Annotated in this window: 1 protein-coding gene; it reads right to left on the bottom strand. The window is 72.2% G+C overall.

Annotated features, from left to right (window positions below):
• Positions 1 to 35: 35 nt before the first annotated feature.
• Positions 36 to 17,042 (bottom strand): type I polyketide synthase, encoded by a 17,007-nt coding sequence (locus O7599_RS36555; protein WP_281619905.1) that lies wholly within the window; start codon positions 17,040 to 17,042, stop codon positions 36 to 38.
• Positions 17,043 to 17,066 lie beyond the last annotated feature (24 nt).

Here is a 17,066-nt window from a genome sequence, read left to right on the forward strand (position 1 = left end):
ACGGAATTGCTGGGGCGGCGCGGGCGCCGCCGGGGTCAGGAAAGGTCGAGATCGCTGTCGAGCAGGTCGAAGAGTTCGTCGTTGGACGCGGACCGGAGCTTCGTCTCGATGTCCTCGTCGTCCGGCGCCGTGCGTGCGGTCTCGTTGAGGCGGGTGAGGAGGGCCTGGAGCCGGCGTGTCACCTTCACCCGCCCGGCGTCCTCCGCGGAACGCTCGATCAGCGTCAGTTCGAGCTTGTCGATCTCCGCCAGGAAGGAGGTCTCGGCGCTCGCCTCGTCGACACCGATGCTCTCGCCGACGTACCGGGCCAGATCGTTCGGCGTGGGGTAGTCGAAGATCAGTGTGGAGGTCAGGCGGAGCGCGGTGGCGTCGCTGAGGCGGTTGCGGAGCTGGACGGCGGTGAGGGAGTCGAAGCCCAGCTCGTTGAACGGGCGGTACGGATCGATCGCGTCCGCGCCGCCGTGCCCCAGGACCGCGGCGACGGCGCTGCACACGACGTCGAGCAGCAGCTTCTGCCGCCCCTCCGACGGCAGCGCCCGCAGCCGGGCGGCCAGGTCGGCCCCCGACGGCTGCGCCCCGTGCGCCCGCGCGGCGGTGCGGCGGGGGGCCGGTGCGAGGTCGCGGAGGAGTGGGGGGAGGTGGGGTGTGGTGCGCAGGGTGCTCGGGTTGAGCGGGACGCAGAGGTGGTGGGGTTGGGGGGTGGTGAGGGCGGTGTCGAGGAGGCGGAGGGCGTGCTCGGTGCTGAGGGGGGTGGTGCCGTGGGTGAGGGTGCGGATGTCGGTGGTGGTGAGGTGGCCGGTGAGGCCGGTGGTCTGCTCCCAGTAGCCCCAGGCGAGGCTGGTGGTGGGGAGTCCCTGCCGGGTGCGGTGGTGGGCGAGGGCGTCGAGGTAGGTGTTGGCGGCGGCGTAGTTGGCCTGTCCGGGGTTGCCGAGGGTGCCGGCCGCGGAGGAGAAGAGCACGAAGTGGGCGAGGTCGAGGTGCCGGGTCGCCTGGTGGAGGTGGTGGGCGGCGTCGACCTTCGGTGCCAGGACCGGGTGCAGGGTCTCCGGGGTGAGCTTGGACAGGACGGTGTCGTTCAGGGTCCCTGCGGTGTGGATCACGGCGGTGAGCGGGTGGTCCACGGCCACGGAGTCGATGAGCGCTCGTACGGCGTCGGCGTCGGTGACGTCGCAGGCCGCGATGGTGACCTGGGCGCCGAGTCCGGTGAGTTCATCCCGTAGCGCGGTGGCGTTGGCGTGGTCGGGGCCGCTGCGGGAGGCCAGCAGCAGGTGGCGTACGCCGTGCTCCGTGATCAGGTGGCGGGCGGTCAGGCTTGCCAGGCCGCCGGTGCCGCCGGTGATCAGGACGGTGCCCTCGGCGTCGAGAGGACGGGGTTCTGTCGCGGCGTCGTCGGTGGAGCGGGTCAGGCGCGGGGCGAGTAGCTGATCGTCGCGGAGGGCGAGTTGGGGTTCGCCGGTGGCGAGAGCTTCGGCGAGGTGCGGGACGTCCGCCGGGTCGGGCTTGATGTCCGCTGTGTCGGTGTCGCTGTCGATGAGGTGGATGCGGTCGGGGTTCTCGTTCTGGGCGGTGCGGACCAAGCCCCACAGCGGCGCGTGGGCGAGGTGGATGCCCCCGGTCGCGTCGGTGGCGACGGCGCGGTGCGTGAGGACGACGAGGCGTCGGTCGCTCTGCTCGTTGTCGGCCAGCCAGCTCTGGAGGTGGGTGAGCAGGGCTTCCGTCGTCGCGTGGGCCGCGGCGGGGGAGTCGTCCTCGGCCGGGGCCGCCACGTACACGTCGATCTGGTCGAGGTCCGTCTGATCGTGATCCCGCGTGGGGGCGGCGGAGCGCCAGGCGAGGTGGAACAGGCTGTTGCGCGTCGCGGCGCCCGCATGGGCGGCGCCGGTGAGCACGGTGGCGTCGACGGGCCGGGTGGTGAGGGCGGTGATCGTGGCCACCGGAGCACCGGTCGGGTCCCAGGTGTGGAGGGCCAGGTCGTGGCCGTGCTCGCCGGTGACGGCGAGGGTGGCGCGTAGCTCGGTGGCGCCGGTGGCGTGGACGGACACGCCGGTCCACGCGAACGGCAGCCGCAGCTCCTCCGTCTTGCCGCTCGCGCCGCCGCCGGAGAGCGTCCGGGTGGCGAGGGGGTGGAGGGCGGCGTCGAGGAGTGCGGGGTGGAGGGTGTGGCCGGTGGTGTCTGCGTCCTCGGGCAGGGTGATCTCTGCGTGGAGGGTGCCGTTTGTTCCGCGCCAGGCGGCGGTGACGCCTTGGAAGGCGGGTCCGTAGTCGTAGCCGGCTGCGAGGAGGCGGGGGTAGAGGTCGGTGACGTCGACGGGCTCAGCCCCGGCGGGCGGCCACTGGGTCAGCGGTGCGGCCGGATCTGCCGGTTCGGTGGTGAGGATGCCGGTGGCGTGGCAGGTCCAGGGCTCGGGTTCGGAGTCGTCGGTGTGCGTCCGGGAGTGGATGGTGACCTGCCACCGGCCGGTGCCGCCGTCCGTGGTCCCAACCTCGGGACTTGTGGTGACCTGGAGGTCGCGGGTGGTGGCTTCGTCCAGGATCAAGGGCGCTTGGAGGGTGAGTTCTTCGAGGTGGGTGGCGCCGGTGTGGTCGCCGGTGTGCAGGGCGAGGTCCACGAGGGCGGTGCCGGGCAGCAGGACCGTACCCGCGACCGCGTGGTCGGCAAGCCAGGGGTGGGAGTTCCGGCTGACCCGGCCCGTGAACACCGTGGTCGAGCCGTTCTCGTCGGTGCCGTCGGCGAGTTGTACCGCGGCGTGCAGCAGCGGGTGCGTGGCGGACGCCTGGCCGAGGTCGGTGGCGCTGCTGACCTGAGCGGGGAGGTCGAGCCAGTAGGGCCGGCTCTGGAACGGGTAGGTGGGCAGTGTCGGGAGGTTGCCGGGGGTCTCGGGGAGGTGGGGGGTGAGGTTGGTGGGGTGGTGGTGGCTGTGGAGGCTGACCAGGGTGGCGAGGTGGGTCAGGGTCTCGGTGGGCAAGTGGGGGGTTGGCTTCGTGCTGGACGGCAGGTGGGGGGTGAGGGTGGGGCGGGGTGCGAGTTCGGTGAAGAGGGTGATGTTCTCGTTTTGGGTGAGGTGGGTGATGCCGTGGTGGAAGTGGACGGGCTGGCGGATGTGCTGGGCCCAGTAGGCGGGCTCGTGGTGCTGGTCGGTGGTGGCGGGTTGGCCGGTGGTGTTGGAGATGACGGGGATGTCGGCGTCGCCGAGGGTGTGGCGGGCGAAGAGGTCCGTCAGGTGGTCGGTGAAGGCGGCGAGGATGGGTTCGGTGTGGGCGGTGTGGAAGGCGTGGGCGACCTTGAGTGCCTTGGTGCGGATACCCGCTTCGGTCAGTTCCCGGCCCAGCTCTTCGAGGGCGTCGAGGGGCCCGGCGAGTGCGGTGGAGACCTCGGAGTTGTACGCGGCGATCTGCACCCGCGCGTGGCGGTCCAGGTACTGGCTCAGCGGTTCGGGTGCGGACTGTACGGCGAGCATGCCGGTGCCCTCGGGGAGGGTGTGGAGCAGCTTGGCGCGGGTGGCGACCATGTCCGCGGCGAGGGTGAGGGGGAGGGTGCCGGTGAGGTGGGCGGCGGAGAGTTCGCCGATGGAGTGGCCGATGAGGGCGGTGGGCTGGATGCCCGCGGTCTGCAGGAGGCGGTAGCCGGCCACGTGGTGGGCGAACAGGGCGGGCTGGGTGTAGAGGGTGGTCTCCAGGAGAGCAGCGTGGTCGGTGCCGGGCTCGGCGAACATCACTTCGCGTAGCGGGATGTCGGTGGCCAGGTGGTGGTCGAGTGCGGTGCAGACCTCGTCCAGGGCTTCGGCGTAGACCGGGAAGGTCTCGTACAACTCGCGGCCCATGCCGGGGCGCTGGCTGCCCTGCCCGGAGAACATCACCGCCAGCCCACCGCCCTCGGCCGGACCCGGACCGGTGACCAGTGCGGAGTGGGCGGCACCGGAGGCCAGCGCGGTCAGCGCTTGCTGGAGTTCGGTGCGGTCGGCGGTGACGATGCCGGCGCGGTGTTCGAGCTTCGCTCGCCCGGACCACAACCGCCCGGCCAGCGCGCCGACCTCGACCTCGGGGTGCTCGTCCACGTACGCCGCGAGCCGGCTCGCGACCTCCCCGAGGGCGGCAGCCGAACGGGCGGAGATCACCACCGGCACCGGTGCCGGCTCGGTCGTCACGTCGGCGTCGGCAGGCTGCTCCGGGGCGGCTTCCAGAATCACGTGCGCGTTGGTGCCGCTGATCCCGAACGACGAGACCCCCGCACGCCGCGGCTCACCCGTCTCCGGCCACGGCCGCGCCTCGGTGAGCAGTGATACGTGGCCCGTGTCCCAGTCAACGTGGCTGGAGGGCTCGTTCACGTGGAGGGTCCGGGGAAGGTGGCCGTGGCGGAGAGCCTCGATCATCTTGATCACACCGGCGACACCGGCCGCGGCCTGCGTGTGCCCGATGTTGGACTTGATCGAGCCCAGCCACAGCGGACGCTCTTCGGTGTGCGCCTGGCCGTACGTCGCGAGCAGCGCCTGCGCCTCGATCGGATCGCCCAGGGTCGTACCCGTACCGTGCGCCTCCACCGCGTCCACCTGTCCCGCGCTCAGCCCGGCGTTGACCAGGGCCTGCTCGATGACCCGCTGCTGCGACGGGCCGTTCGGCGCGGTGAGGCCGTTGGAGGCACCGTCCTGGTTGATGGCCGATCCGCGCAGGAGGGCGAGTACTTGGTGTCCGTTGCGCTGCGCGTCGGAGAGGCGTTCCAGGAGTACGAGACCGGCGCCCTCGCCCCAGCCCGTACCGTCGGCGGCGTCGGCGAAGGGCTTGCACCGGCCGTCGGCGGCGAGGCCGCGCTGTCGGGAGAACTCCAAGAACGCGGAGGGCGTGGACATCACGGTGACGCCGCCGGCCAGGGCGAGGTCGCACTCGCCGTTGCGCAGCGCCTGCGCGGCGAGGTGCATGCCCACGAGGGAGGACGAGCAGGCGGTGTCGACGGTCATGGCCGGGCCTTCGAGGCCGAAGGTGTACGCCACGCGGCCGGACGCCACGCTCGCGGCACTGCCGTTGCCGAGGTAGCCCTCGAAGCCCTCCGGGGTCCGGTGCATCAGGCGCGGGCCGTAGTCGGCGTAGATGACGCCGGTGAAGACGCCGGTGTTGCTGTCCCGCAGGCTGGTCGGGTCGATGCCGGCCTGCTCGAAGGCTTCCCAGGCGGTTTCCAGCAGCAGGCGCTGCTGGGGGTCGGTGGCCAGGGCCTCGCGGGGGTTCATGTGGAAGAAGTCGGCGTCGAACTTCTCCGCGTCGTGCAGGAAGGCGCCGTGGCGCGTGTACGTCTTGCCCGTCGCGTCGGGATTCGGGTCGTAGAGGTTGTCGAGATCCCAGCCGCGATTGACCGGGAACTCCGAAACCGCGTCCGTGCCCTCGGCGACCAGCCGCCACAGGTCCTCCGCGGAGCGGACCTCGCCGGGGTAGCGGCAGGCCGTCGAGACGATCGCGATGGGGTCGTCGTCGGTGACGGTGCGGGCGGTGAGGGTGCGGGTGCCGCCGGGTGCCGTGTCGAGGAGCCGGCCGAGGAGGTGGCGGGTGAGCGCGTCGGGTGTGGGGTGGTCGAAGATCAGGGTTGCGGGGAGGCGTAGTGCGGTGGTGGTGGTGAGTTGGTTGCGGAGTTGGACGGCGGTGAGGGAGTCGAAGCCGAGTTCTTTGAAGGGGCGGTGGGGGTCGATGGTTTCTGCGGTGCCGTGGCCGAGGACGGCGGCGATGTTGTTGCGTACGACGTCGAGGACGGTCTTGTGCCGTTGCTCCGGCTCCGACAGCGCCGCGAGCCGTTCCGCGAACGCGTTGCCGTCGGTCGCGGCCGAGGAGGCGGCGCGTCGGCGGGTCGGCCCGGAGGCAAGGCCGCGGAAGAGGGCGGGGAGCCGGTCCGGGCTACGGAGGGCGGACGGCGTGACCGGGATGCAGAGGTGGTGGGGCTGACGGGTGGTGAGGGCGGTGTCGAGGAGGTGGAGGGCGTGCTCGGTGCTGAGGGGGGTGGTGCCGTGGGTGACGTTGCGGACCTCGCTGGTGCTGAGATGGCTGGTCAGGCCGGTGGTCTGTGCCCAGTAACCCCAGGCGAGGCTGGTGGTGGGGAGTCCCTGCCGGGTGCGGTGGTGGGCGAGGGCGTCCGCGTACGTGTTGGCGGCGGCGTAGTTGGCCTGTCCGGGGTTGCCGAGGGTTCCGGCGGCGGAGGAGTAGAGGACGAAGTGCGCCAGGTCCAGGTGCCGGGTCGCCTCGTGCAAGTGGTACGCGGCGTCGACCTTCGGCGCCAGGACCGGGTGCAGGGTCTCCGGGGTGAGCTGGGTGAGGGTGGCGTCGTTGAGGGTCCCCGCGGTGTGGATCACGGCGGTCAGCGGGTGCTGCTTGTCGATGGCCGCGATGAGGGCGTATACGGCGTCGGCGTCGGTGACGTCGCAGGCGGTGAGGGTGACGTGGGCGCCGAGTTCGGTGAGTTCGTCGCGGAGGGCGCCGGCGTTGGGGTGGTCGGGCCCGCTGCGGGAGGCAAGAACGAGGTGGCGTACGCCGTGCTCGGTGATCAGGTGGCGGGCCGTCAGGCTTGCCAGGCCGCCGGTCCCGCCGGTGATCAGGACGGTGCCCTCGGGGTCGAGGGGACGGGGTTCCGCGTCAGTGGCGGTGGACCGCGTCAGGCGCGGGATGAGGATCTTGTCGTTGCGGAGGGCGAGTTGCGGCTCGCCGGTGGCGAGGGCGTCGGCGAGGTGGGGTACGTCGTCGGTGACCTGCGCCGCGGCGTCCACGGCGGTGTCGGTGTCGATGAGGTGGATGCGGTCGGGCTGTTCGTTCTGGGCGGTGCGGACCAGGCCCCACAGCGGCGCTTGGGCGAGGTGGATGTCCTCGCTCGGATCGATGGCGACGGCGCGGTGGGTGAGGACGACGAGGCGTCGGTCGGTCTCGTCGTTGTCGGCCAGCCAGTTCTGTACGTGGGTGAGCAGGGCTTCGGTCGCGGCGTGGGCCGCGGCGGGGGTGTCCTCGGCGGCGGGGACGGCGGTGTACACGTCTATCTGGTCGAGATCCACCTGCTCCGCCTGCTCGGCCGGAGTGGTGTTCCACGCGAGGTGGAACAGGCTGTTGCGAGTCGCGGCACCTGTGTGGGAGCTACTGGTCAGCGCGGTGGCGTCGACGGGCCGGGTGTTGAGGGCGGCGATGGTGGCGACGGGGGCGCCGGTGGGGTCCCAGGCGTGGAGGGTGAGGTCGTGGCCGTGCTCGCCGGTGGGCACAAGGGTGGCGCGGAGCCGGGTGGCGCCGGTGGCGTGGACGGACACGCCGCTCCACGCGAACGGCAGCCGCAGCTCCCGCGTGTCGTCACCGGCCGCGTCGAGGCCGCGGGTGACGAGCGGGTGAAGGGTGGCGTCGAGCAGGGCGGGGTGGAGGGTGTGGCCGGCGGTATCGGCGTCTTCGGCGAGGCTGACCTCGGCGTGGACGGAGCCGTCGGGGTGTGACCAGGCGGCGGTGACGCCCTGGAAGACGGGCCCGTACTCGTAGCCGGCCGCCGCCATCCGGACGTAGAGGTCCGCGATGTCGAGCTGCTGTGCGTCGGCGGGCGGCCACTGGGTGAGCGGCTGGGCCGCGTCCGCCGGTTCGGTGGTGAGGATGCCGGTGGCGTGGCAGGTCCAGGGCTCGGGTTCGGCGTCGTCGGTGTGCGTCCGGGAGTGGATGGTGACCTGCCACCGGCCGGTGCCGCCGTCCGTGGCTCCTGCCTCGGGGCTCGTGGTGACCTGCAGGTCGCGGGTGGTGGCTTCGTCCAGGATCAAGGGCGCCTGGAGAGTCAGCTCTTCGAGGTGGGTGGCGCCCGTGTGGTCGCCGGTGTGCAGGGCGAGGTCGACTAGGGCGGTGCCGGGGAGGAGCACGGTCCCGGCGACGGCGTGGTCCGCGAGCCAGGGGTGGGTGTTCAGGCTGACCCGGCCGGTGAACACGGTGGTGGCGTACGAGCCTTGCGCACCGGTGCCCGAGTCCTCGTTGCCGTCAGCGAGCTGGACGGCCGCGCTGAGGAGCGCGTGGGCGCTGCTGATCTGGCCGAGGTCGGTCGCGCTGGTGAGCTGGGATGGGGCGTCCAGCCAGTAGGGCTGGTGCTGGAAGGGGTAGGTGGGCAGTTCGTGCAGGTGGTCGCTGGATCGGTCGGTGGCGGGGAGGTGGGGGGTGAGGTCGATGGGGTGGTGGTGGGTGTGGAGGGTGGTGAGTGCGGTGAGGAAGCGGGTTTTGGTGCCGTTGTTGCGGAGGAGGGTGGCGTGGTGGTGGGCCGCGGTGGCCCGCTGTTCGAAGGTGTCCGCCAGGGCCGCCGTCATGACCGGGTGAGGGCTGGTTTCGATGAGGGTGTGGTGGCCGTCGTCGAGGAGCTGTTCCAGCGTGGTGTGGAAGCGGACCGGGTGACGGAGGTTGTTGAACCAGTACTCCGCGTCCAGCAGTTGGTCCGGCATGAGCAGAGCGGCGGTGTGGGTGGAGTAGAAGGGGACGGAAGGTGCGAGCGGCTGGATGCCGGCGCGTTCGCTGAGGTCGCCGATGATCGCGTCGCGCAGGTCTTCGACGTGCGGGGTGTGTGAGGCGTAGTCCACCGGGATCAGACGTGCCCGAACGTCCCGCTCCTGGTAGGTGTTGACCAGGTCGGTCAGGGGTTCGGTTTCGCCGGCGAGGATGGTGGTGTGGGGGCCGTTGACCGCGGCCACATGCACGCCCTCGGGCAGCTCGCCCAACTCATCCTGGGGCAGCGGAACAGAGGCCATGGTGCCGGTGCCCGCAAGGCGGGTGATGGCCTGGGCCCGCAGGGCCACCACGGCGATCGCGTCAGGCAGGGTCAGCGCGCCGGCGACGTAGGCGGCGGCGATCTCCCCCTGCGAATGCCCGATCACGGCGTCGGGTTCCACGCCGTGGTGGCGCAGGAGTTGCGCGATGCCGGTCATGACCGCGAACAGCGCGGGCTGGACGACATCGACCGGGTCGAGGGCGTGCTCGTCCTCGCTGGCCAGCACATCGAGCAAATCCCAGTCGCACCAGCGGGAAAGTTCGTCCCGGCAGGCGGCCAGGTGGGCGGCGAAGACGGGTTGTTCGGTGGCGAGCTGGTGGCCCATGCGGGTCCACTGGGAGCCCTGGCCGGGGAAGACGAACGCGGTCTTCCCCGCCGCCACCGACCCGGGGCCTGTGACCAGCGCCGGGTGCGCCGCACCCGTGGCGAGTGCGGTCAGCGCTTCGCGCAGCTCGTTCCGGTCGGTGGTGATGATGCCGGCGCGGTGGTCCATCTTCGCCCGCCCGGACCACAACCGGCCTGCCAGCGCACCGACCTCGACATCCGGGTGCTCGTCCACGTACGCGGCGAGCCGCTCGGCCGACCGCGCCAGCACTGCTGCCGAACGAGCCGACACCACCACCGGCACCGCACCGCCGGAACCCGGCACGGCCTCGTCAGACTCCGCACCCGGTGCCGCGACCGGAGCGGCCTCAAGGATCAGGTGGGCGTTCGTGCCGCTCATCCCGAACGACGACACCGCCGCCCGCCGCGGCTGACCCGTCTCCGGCCAGGCCCGCGTCTCCGTCAGCAAGGCGACGTGGCCGGTGTCCCACTCCACGTGAGTCGAGGGTTCATCCACGTTCAGCGTCTGCGGAAGCAGGCCGTGGCGCAGCGCCTCGACCATCTTGATCACGCCGGCGACACCGGCCGCGGCCTGCGTGTGCCCGATGTTGGACTTGATCGAGCCCAGCCACAGCGGGCGCTCTTCGGTGTGCGCCTGGCCGTACGTCGCGAGCAGTGCCTGCGCCTCGATCGGGTCGCCCAGCGTCGTACCCGTACCGTGCGCTTCCACCACGTCGATCTGTTCCGCGGCCAGCCCCGAATTGGCCAACGCCTGCTCGATGACGCGCTGCTGCGAAGGGCCGTTGGGCGCGGTGAGCCCGTTCGACGCGCCGTCCTGGTTGATCGCGGAACCCCGCAGAACGGCCAGCACCGTGTGCCCGTTGCGCTCGGCGTCCGAGAGGCGTTCGAGCAGGATGAGGCCAGCGCCTTCGCCCCAGCCGGTGCCGTCGGCGGCGTCGGCGAAGGGCTTGCAGCGGCCGTCGGCGGCGAGACCGCGCTGCCGCGAGAAGACCTGGAAGGTGCCGGGGGTGGCCATGACGGTCGCGCCGCCGGCCAGGGCCAGGTCGCACTCGCCGTTGCGCAGCGCATGCATGGCCAGGTGCAGGGCGACGAGGGACGACGAGCACGCCGTGTCCACCGTCATGGCCGGGCCTTCCAGCCCGAAGGTGTACGCGATCCTGCCGGACGCCACGCTGCCGGAGCTGCCCGTGGCGATGTAGCCCTCCAGCCCCTCCGGGTTCTGGTGCAGCCGGAGCAGGTAGTCCTGGGAGATCACGCCCGCGAACACACCCGTGCTGCTGCCGCGGAGGACGGCGGGGTCGATGCCCGCCTGCTCGAACGCCTCCCAGGCCGTCTCCAGCAGCAGCCGCTGCTGGGGGTCCGTGGCCAGGGCCTCCCGCGGGTTCATGTGGAAGAAGTCCGCGTCGAACAGGTCGGCGTCGTGCAGGAACGCCCCGTGGCGGGTGTAGACCTTGCCCGTCGCGTCGGGGTCCGGGTCGTACAGGTTCTCCAGGTCCCAGCCGCGGTTGGCCGGGAGGTCGCCGATGGCGTCGCGACCGGTGCTGACGAGGTCCCAGAGCGCCCGCGAGTCGCGTACGCCCCCGGGGTAGCGGCAGGCCATCGAGACGATCGCGATCGGGTCGTCGGTCGTGGCGGTGGTGCCGACGCGGCTCGGGGCCCGCGAGGTGAGGGACCCGGTGTCGAGGAACTGGCCGAGGAGGTGGCGGGTCAGCGCGTGGGGGGTGGGGTGGTCGAAGATCAGGGTCGCGGGGAGGCGCAGCGAGGTCGCGTTCGTGAGGCGGTTGCGGAGTTCGACGGCGGTCAGCGAGTCGAAGCCCAGCTCCTTGAACGGGCGCTGTGCGTCGATGGCGTCGGCGGTGCCGTGACCGAGGACCGCGGCGACATTGCTGCACACGAGGTCCAGCAGGCGGCGCTCCTGCTCGGCCTCGGGGAGCGCGGCGAGCTGCTCCGCGAGCGCGTTGCCGTCGGCCGCGGCCGAGGTGGCGGCGACGCGCCGGGCCGGCCGGGGGACGACGTCGCGCAGCAGGGCGGGGAGACGGGGTGCCGTGCGCAGCGCGGCGGGGTTGAGGGGGAGGCAGAGCTGGTACGCCTCGGGGCCGGCGAGGGCCGTGTCGAACAGGCGGAAGGCGTGGTCCGCTTCAAGCGGGGTCGTGCCGTGGGTGACGTTGCGGACCTCGTTGTCGTCCAGGTGGGCGGTGAGGCCGGTTGCTTGCTTCCAGTAGCCCCAGGCGAGGCTGGTGGTGGGGAGTCCCTGGCGGGTGCGGTGGTGGGCGAGGGCGTCCAAGTAGGTGTTGGCGGCGGCGTAGTTGGCCTGTCCGGGGTTGCCGAGGGTGCCGGCGGCGGACGAGTAGACGACGAAGTGCGCCAGGTCCAGGTGCCGGGTCGCCTCGTGCAGGTGGTACGCGGCGTCGACCTTCGGCGCCAGGACCGGGTGCAGGGTCTCCGGGGTGAGCTTGGACAGAACGGTGTCGTTCAGCGCGCCCGCCGTGTGGATCACGGCGGTGAGCGGGTGCTCGTCCTCGATGCTCTCGATCAGGGCGGTGACCTGGTCGGGGTCGGTGACGTCGCGGGCGGTGAGGGTGATGTGGGCGCCGAGTGCGGTGAGTTCGTCGCGGAGAGCGCCGGCGTCGGGGTGGTCGGGGCCGCTGCGGGAGGCCAGCAGGAGGTGGCGTACGCCGTGCTCGGTGATCAGATGGCGTGCGGTGAGTCCGGCGAGGACGCCGGTGCCGCCGGTGAGGAGCACGGTGCCGTCCGGGTCGAGCGGCCGGGGGAGCGTGAGGATCAGCTTGCCCGTGTGCCGGGCCTGGCTGAGGTGGCGGAGGGCCTGCGGCGTGTGCCGGATGTCGAAGGAGGTGGTCGGCAGCGGCGTCAGGTGGCCACTGGCGAACAGTTCCGCCAGGTGGGCGAGGATCTCGCCGATGCGGTCAGGGCCGGCTTCGATGAGGTCGAAGTTGCGGTAGTCCGCCTCGTGCTCTGCCCGGACGGTCTGCGGGTCGCGGATGTCCGTCTTGCCCATTTCGATGAACCGGCCGCCGGGGCGCACGAGGCGTAGCGACGCGTCGGTGTATTCGTGGGCGAGGGCGTTGAGGACGACGTCGACGCCCTGGTCGGGGCCGTGGGTGCGGAAGTGTTCCTCGAAGTCGAGTGAGCGGCTGGACGCGATGTGGTGTTCGTCCAGGCCCTGGGCGTACAGCAGGTGGTGCTTGCCGGGGCTGGCCGTCGCGTAGACGTCGGCGCCCCAGTGGCGGGCGAGCTGGAGTGCGGCGGAGCCGACGCCGCCGGTGGCGGCGTGCAGCAGCAGGGACTCGCCGGATTGCAGTCGGCCCAGGTCCTTGAGCGCGTAGTACGCGGTCAGGAAGGCCACCGGAATCCCCGCCGCCTGGGTGAAGCCCCACTGCTCGGGGACGGTGGCGAGGAGGCGGTGGTCGGTGACGGCGTGGGAGCCCGCTCCATCGATCATGACACCCATCACCCGGTCGCCCACGGCGAAGTCGGTGACGTCGTCGGCGACGCCGGTGACGACGCCGGCGCCCTCGCTGCCGAGGGGCGCGTCGCCGGGGTACATACCCAGGGCGATGAGTGTGTCGCGGAAGTTGAGGCCGATCGCGTGCAGTTGTACGCGGACCTGGCCGCCGGCCAGCGGCGCGTCCCACTCCGGCATCGGCCGACAGGTGACCGCCTCCAGCGTGCCGTCGCCCTCGGTGGCCAGCTTCCAGGTGCTCTCCGGCATCGCGAGCGCACCGCTGACGCCGGAGGAGCGCACCAGGCGCGCGCAGAGGAGCTGGCCGTGGCGGAGGGCGAGTTGCGGCTCGCCGGTGGCGAGGGCGTCGGCGAGGTGGGGTACGTCGGTGACCTGCGCCGCGGCGTCCACGGCGGTGTCGGTGTCGATGAGGTGGATGCGGTCGGGCTGTTCGTTCTGGGCGGTGCGGACCATGCCCCACAGCGGCGCATGGGCCAGATTGACGTCCTCCGCCGGGCCGGTGGCGACGGCGCGGTGGGTGAGGACGACGAGGCGGCGGTCGGTCTCGTCGTTGTCGGCCAGCCAGCTCTGGAGGTGGGTGAGCAGCGCTTCGGTCGCGGCGTGGGCCGCGGCCGGGGTGTCCTCGGCGGCCCGGGGGGCGACGTAGAGATCCACCTGACCGGGATCGATCCGGTCGGAGTCGTCCTGCTGAGCCCGGGTCGGGGTCCAGGTGAGCTGGAAGAGGCTGTTGCGGGTGGCGGCGCCCTCGTTGGAGCCCCCGGCGGTGAGAGCGGCGGGGTCGACGGGCCGGGTGTTGAGGGCGGCGATGGTGGCGACGGGGGCGCCGGTGGGGTCCCAGGCGTGGAGGGTGAGGTCGTGGCCGTGCTCGCCGGTGGGCACAAGGGTGGCGCGGAGCCGGGTGGCGCCGGTGGCGTGGACGGACACACCGCTCCACGCGAACGGCAGCCGCAGCTCCCGTGCTTCGTCCGTCGCGGCGTCGCCGTTGTTGAGGGCGCGGAGGGCAAGGGGGTGGAGGGCGGCGTCGAGCAGGGCGGGGTGGATGGTGTGCCCGTCGGCCTCCGCGTCTCCGGGGAGGGCGATCTCGGCGTGGAGGGTGCCGTCCGGCTGGGCCCACGCGGCCGTGACTCCGCGGAATGCGGGCCCGTACCCGTAGCCGGCCGCCGCCATCCGCGGGTACAACTCGGTCACGTCGAGCGCCTGCGTGCCCGCCGGCGGCCACTGGGCCAGCGGCTGCGCCGCGTCCGCCGGTTCGGCGGTGAGGACGCCGGTGGCGTGGCACGTCCACGAGGCGGGCTCGGCCTCGTCGTCCGCGTGGGGACGGGAGTGGATCGCAACCTCCCAGCCGTCGCGGCCGTCGGCGAGCGGCGTGGTGGTCACCTGGAGATCGCGGGCACCCGTCTCCTCCAGCACGAGTGGGGTCTGGAGGGTGAGTTCTTCGAGGTGGGTGGCGCCGGTGTGGTCGCCGGTGTGCAGGGCGAGGTCGACTAGGGCGGTGCCGGGCAGCAGGACCGAGCCGGCGACGGCGTGGTCGGCGAGCCAGGGGTGTGTGGACAAGCCGAGGCGGCCGGTGAACACCATTGTGCTGGCACTGGTCTCGTCCGCGCCGGTGGTGTCGGCGAGTTGGACGGCGGCGCTGAGGAGGGGGTGGGTAGTGCTGCTCAGACCGAGGTCGGTCGCGCTGGTGAGCTGGGATGGGGCGTCCAGCCAGTAGGGCTGGTGCTGGAAGGGGTAGGTGGGCAGTTCGTGCAGGTGGTCGTCGGAGCGGTCGGTGGCGGGGAGGTGGGGGGTGAGGTCGATGGGGTGGTGGTGGGTGTGGAGGGTGGTGAGTGCGGTGAGGAAGCGGGTTTTGGTGCCGTTGTTGCGGAGGAGGGTGGCGTGGTGGTGGGCCGCGGTGGCGCGCTGCTCAAAGGTGTCCGCCAGGGCGGCGGTCATGACCGGGTGGGGGCTGGTTTCGATGAGGGTGTGGTGGCCGTCGTCGAGGAGCTGTTCCAGCGTGGTGTGGAAGTGGACGGGGTGACGGAGGTTGTTGAACCAGTACTCCGCGTCCAGCAGTTGGTCCGGCCTGAGCAGGGCGCCGGTGTGGGTGGAGTAGAACGGGATGGCCGGCGGCACCGGCTGGATGGACGCCCGCTCGGTCAGATCGCCGGTGATCGTCTGGCGTAGGTCTTCGACGTGGGGGGTGTGTGAGGCGTAGTCGACCGGGATCAGGCGCGCCCGGATCTCCCGCTCCTGGTAGGTGTTGACCAGGTCGGTCAGGGGTTCGGTTTCGCCGGCGAGGATGGTGGTGTGGGGGCCGTTGACCGCGGCCACATGCACGCCCTCGGGCAGCTCGCCCAACTCATCCTGGGGCAGCGGAACAGAGGCCATGGTGCCGGTGCCCGCAAGGCGGGTGATGGCCTGGGCCCGCAGGGCCACCACGGCGATCGCGTCAGGCAGGGTCAGCGCGCCGGCGACGTAGGCGGCGGCGATCTCCCCCTGCGAATGCCCGATCACGGCGTCGGGTTCCACGCCGTGGTGGCGCAGGAGTTGCGCGATGCCGGTCATGACCGCGAACAGTGCGGGCTGGACGACATCGACCGGGTCGAGGGCGTGCTCGTCCTCGCTGGCCAGCACGTCGAGCAAATCCCAGTCGCACCAGCGGGACAGTTCGTCCCGGCACGCGGCCAAGTGCGCGGCGAAGACGGGTTCTTCGGTGGCGAGCTGGTGGCCCATGCGGGTCCACTGCGAGCCCTGGCCGGGGAAGACGAACGCGGTCTTCCCCGCCGCCACCGACCCGGGGCCTGTGACCAGCGCCGGGTGCGCCGCACCCGTGGCGAGTGCGGTCAGCGCTTCGCGCAGCTCGTTCCGGTCGGTGGTGATGATGCCGGCGCGGTGGTCCATCTTCGCCCGCCCGGACCACAACCGCCCGGCCAGCGCACCGACCTCCACATCCGGGTGCTCGTCCACGTACGCGGCCAGCCGCTCGGCCGACTGCGCCAGCGCTGCTGCCGAACGAGCCGACACCACCACCGGCACCGGTGCCGCCACCGACGCCTCGCCCGAAGCCTCCTCCGGCGCCGTAGCGCCGTCGCCCGCCTGCGCCTCGTCCGCTGCCGCGACCGGCGCGGCCTCCAGAATGAGGTGGGCGTTCGTGCCGCTCATGCCGAACGACGACACCGCCGCCCGCCGCGGCTGACCCGTCTCCGGCCAGTCCTGCGTCTCCGTCAGCAGCGAGACGGTGCCCGACTCCAAGTCCACGTGGCTGGTGGGCCGGTCCACGTGGAGCGTGGGCGGCAACTCCCCGTGCCGCATGGCCTCGACCATCTTGATCACGCCCGCGACACCGGCCGCCGCCTGTGTGTGCCCGACGTTCGACTTCACCGAGCCCAGCCACAGCGGGCGCTCCACCGAGTGCTCGCGCCCGTACGTCGCGAGCAGCGCCTGCGCCTCGATCGGGTCGCCCAGTGTCGTACCCGTGCCGTGCGCCTCGACCACGTCCACCTGGCCCGCGCTCAGCCCGGCGTTGGCGAGCGCCTGCTCGATGACCCGGCGCTGTGACGGGCCGTTGGGCGCGGTGAGCCCGTTCGACGCGCCGTCCTGGTTGATCGCGGAACCCCGCAGCACCGCCAGCACCTTGTGGCCGTTGCGCTGGGCGTCCGACAGCCGCTCCAGCAGCACCAGCCCGACGCCCTCGCCCCAGCCCGTACCGTCCGCCGCGTCGGCGAACGCCTTGCACCGGCCGTCCGCGGCCAGGCCGCGCTGGCGGGAGAAGACCGTGAAGGCGGACGGGCTGGACATGACGGTGGCGCCGCCCGCCAGCGCGCTGTCGCACTCGCCGTTGCGCAGCGCCTGGATCGCCAGGTGGAGCGCGACCAGCGACGACGAGCACGCCGTGTCCACCGTCACCGCCGGGCCCTCGAGACCGAAGGCGTACGCCACCCGGCCCGAGGCCACGCTGCCGGCGCTGCCGGTCGCCGCGTAGCCCTCCAGGTCGCCGGTGGCGCGGTAGAGGCGCAGCAGGTAGTCCTGGGAGTTGAGCCCCGCGAAGACGCCCGTCCGGTCGCCCTTCACCCCGGCCGGGTCCAGGCCCGCCCGCTCGAACGCCTCCCAGGCCGTCTCCAGCAGCAGCCGCTGCTGAGGGTCCATGGCCAGCGCCTCGCGCGGCGAGATGCCGAACAGCTCCGCGTCGAACTGCTCGGCACCCTCCAGGAAGGCGCCCATCCGCGTGTAGCTCTTGCCGCTCGCCGCCGGGTCCGGGTCGTACAGGTCCTCGGCCCAGCCGCGGTCGGCCGGGAACTCCACGATCCCGTCGCGGCCCTCGGCCACCATCCGCCACAGGTCCTCCGGCGAGGCCACGCCGCCCGGGTAGCGGCAGGCCATCGACACGATGGCGATGGGCTCCGTGGACTTCGACTCGACCTCGTTGAGGCGCCGACGGGCCTGGCGGAGCTCCGCGGTCACCCACTTGAGGTTGTCCAGAAGCTTCTGCTCGTTCTTCATCAGCGCAAGCTCCTTGTCGAGGCG

The organism is Streptomyces sp. WMMC500 (genome assembly GCF_027497195.1).
Classification (GTDB): Bacteria; Actinomycetota; Actinomycetes; order Streptomycetales; family Streptomycetaceae; genus Streptomyces.

Excerpts from the sequence above, each read along its gene's own strand:
- O7599_RS36555 (WP_281619905.1), bottom strand. The coding sequence starts at position 17,042 with ATGAAGAACGAGCAGAAGCTTCTGGACAACCTCAAGTGGGTGACCGCG.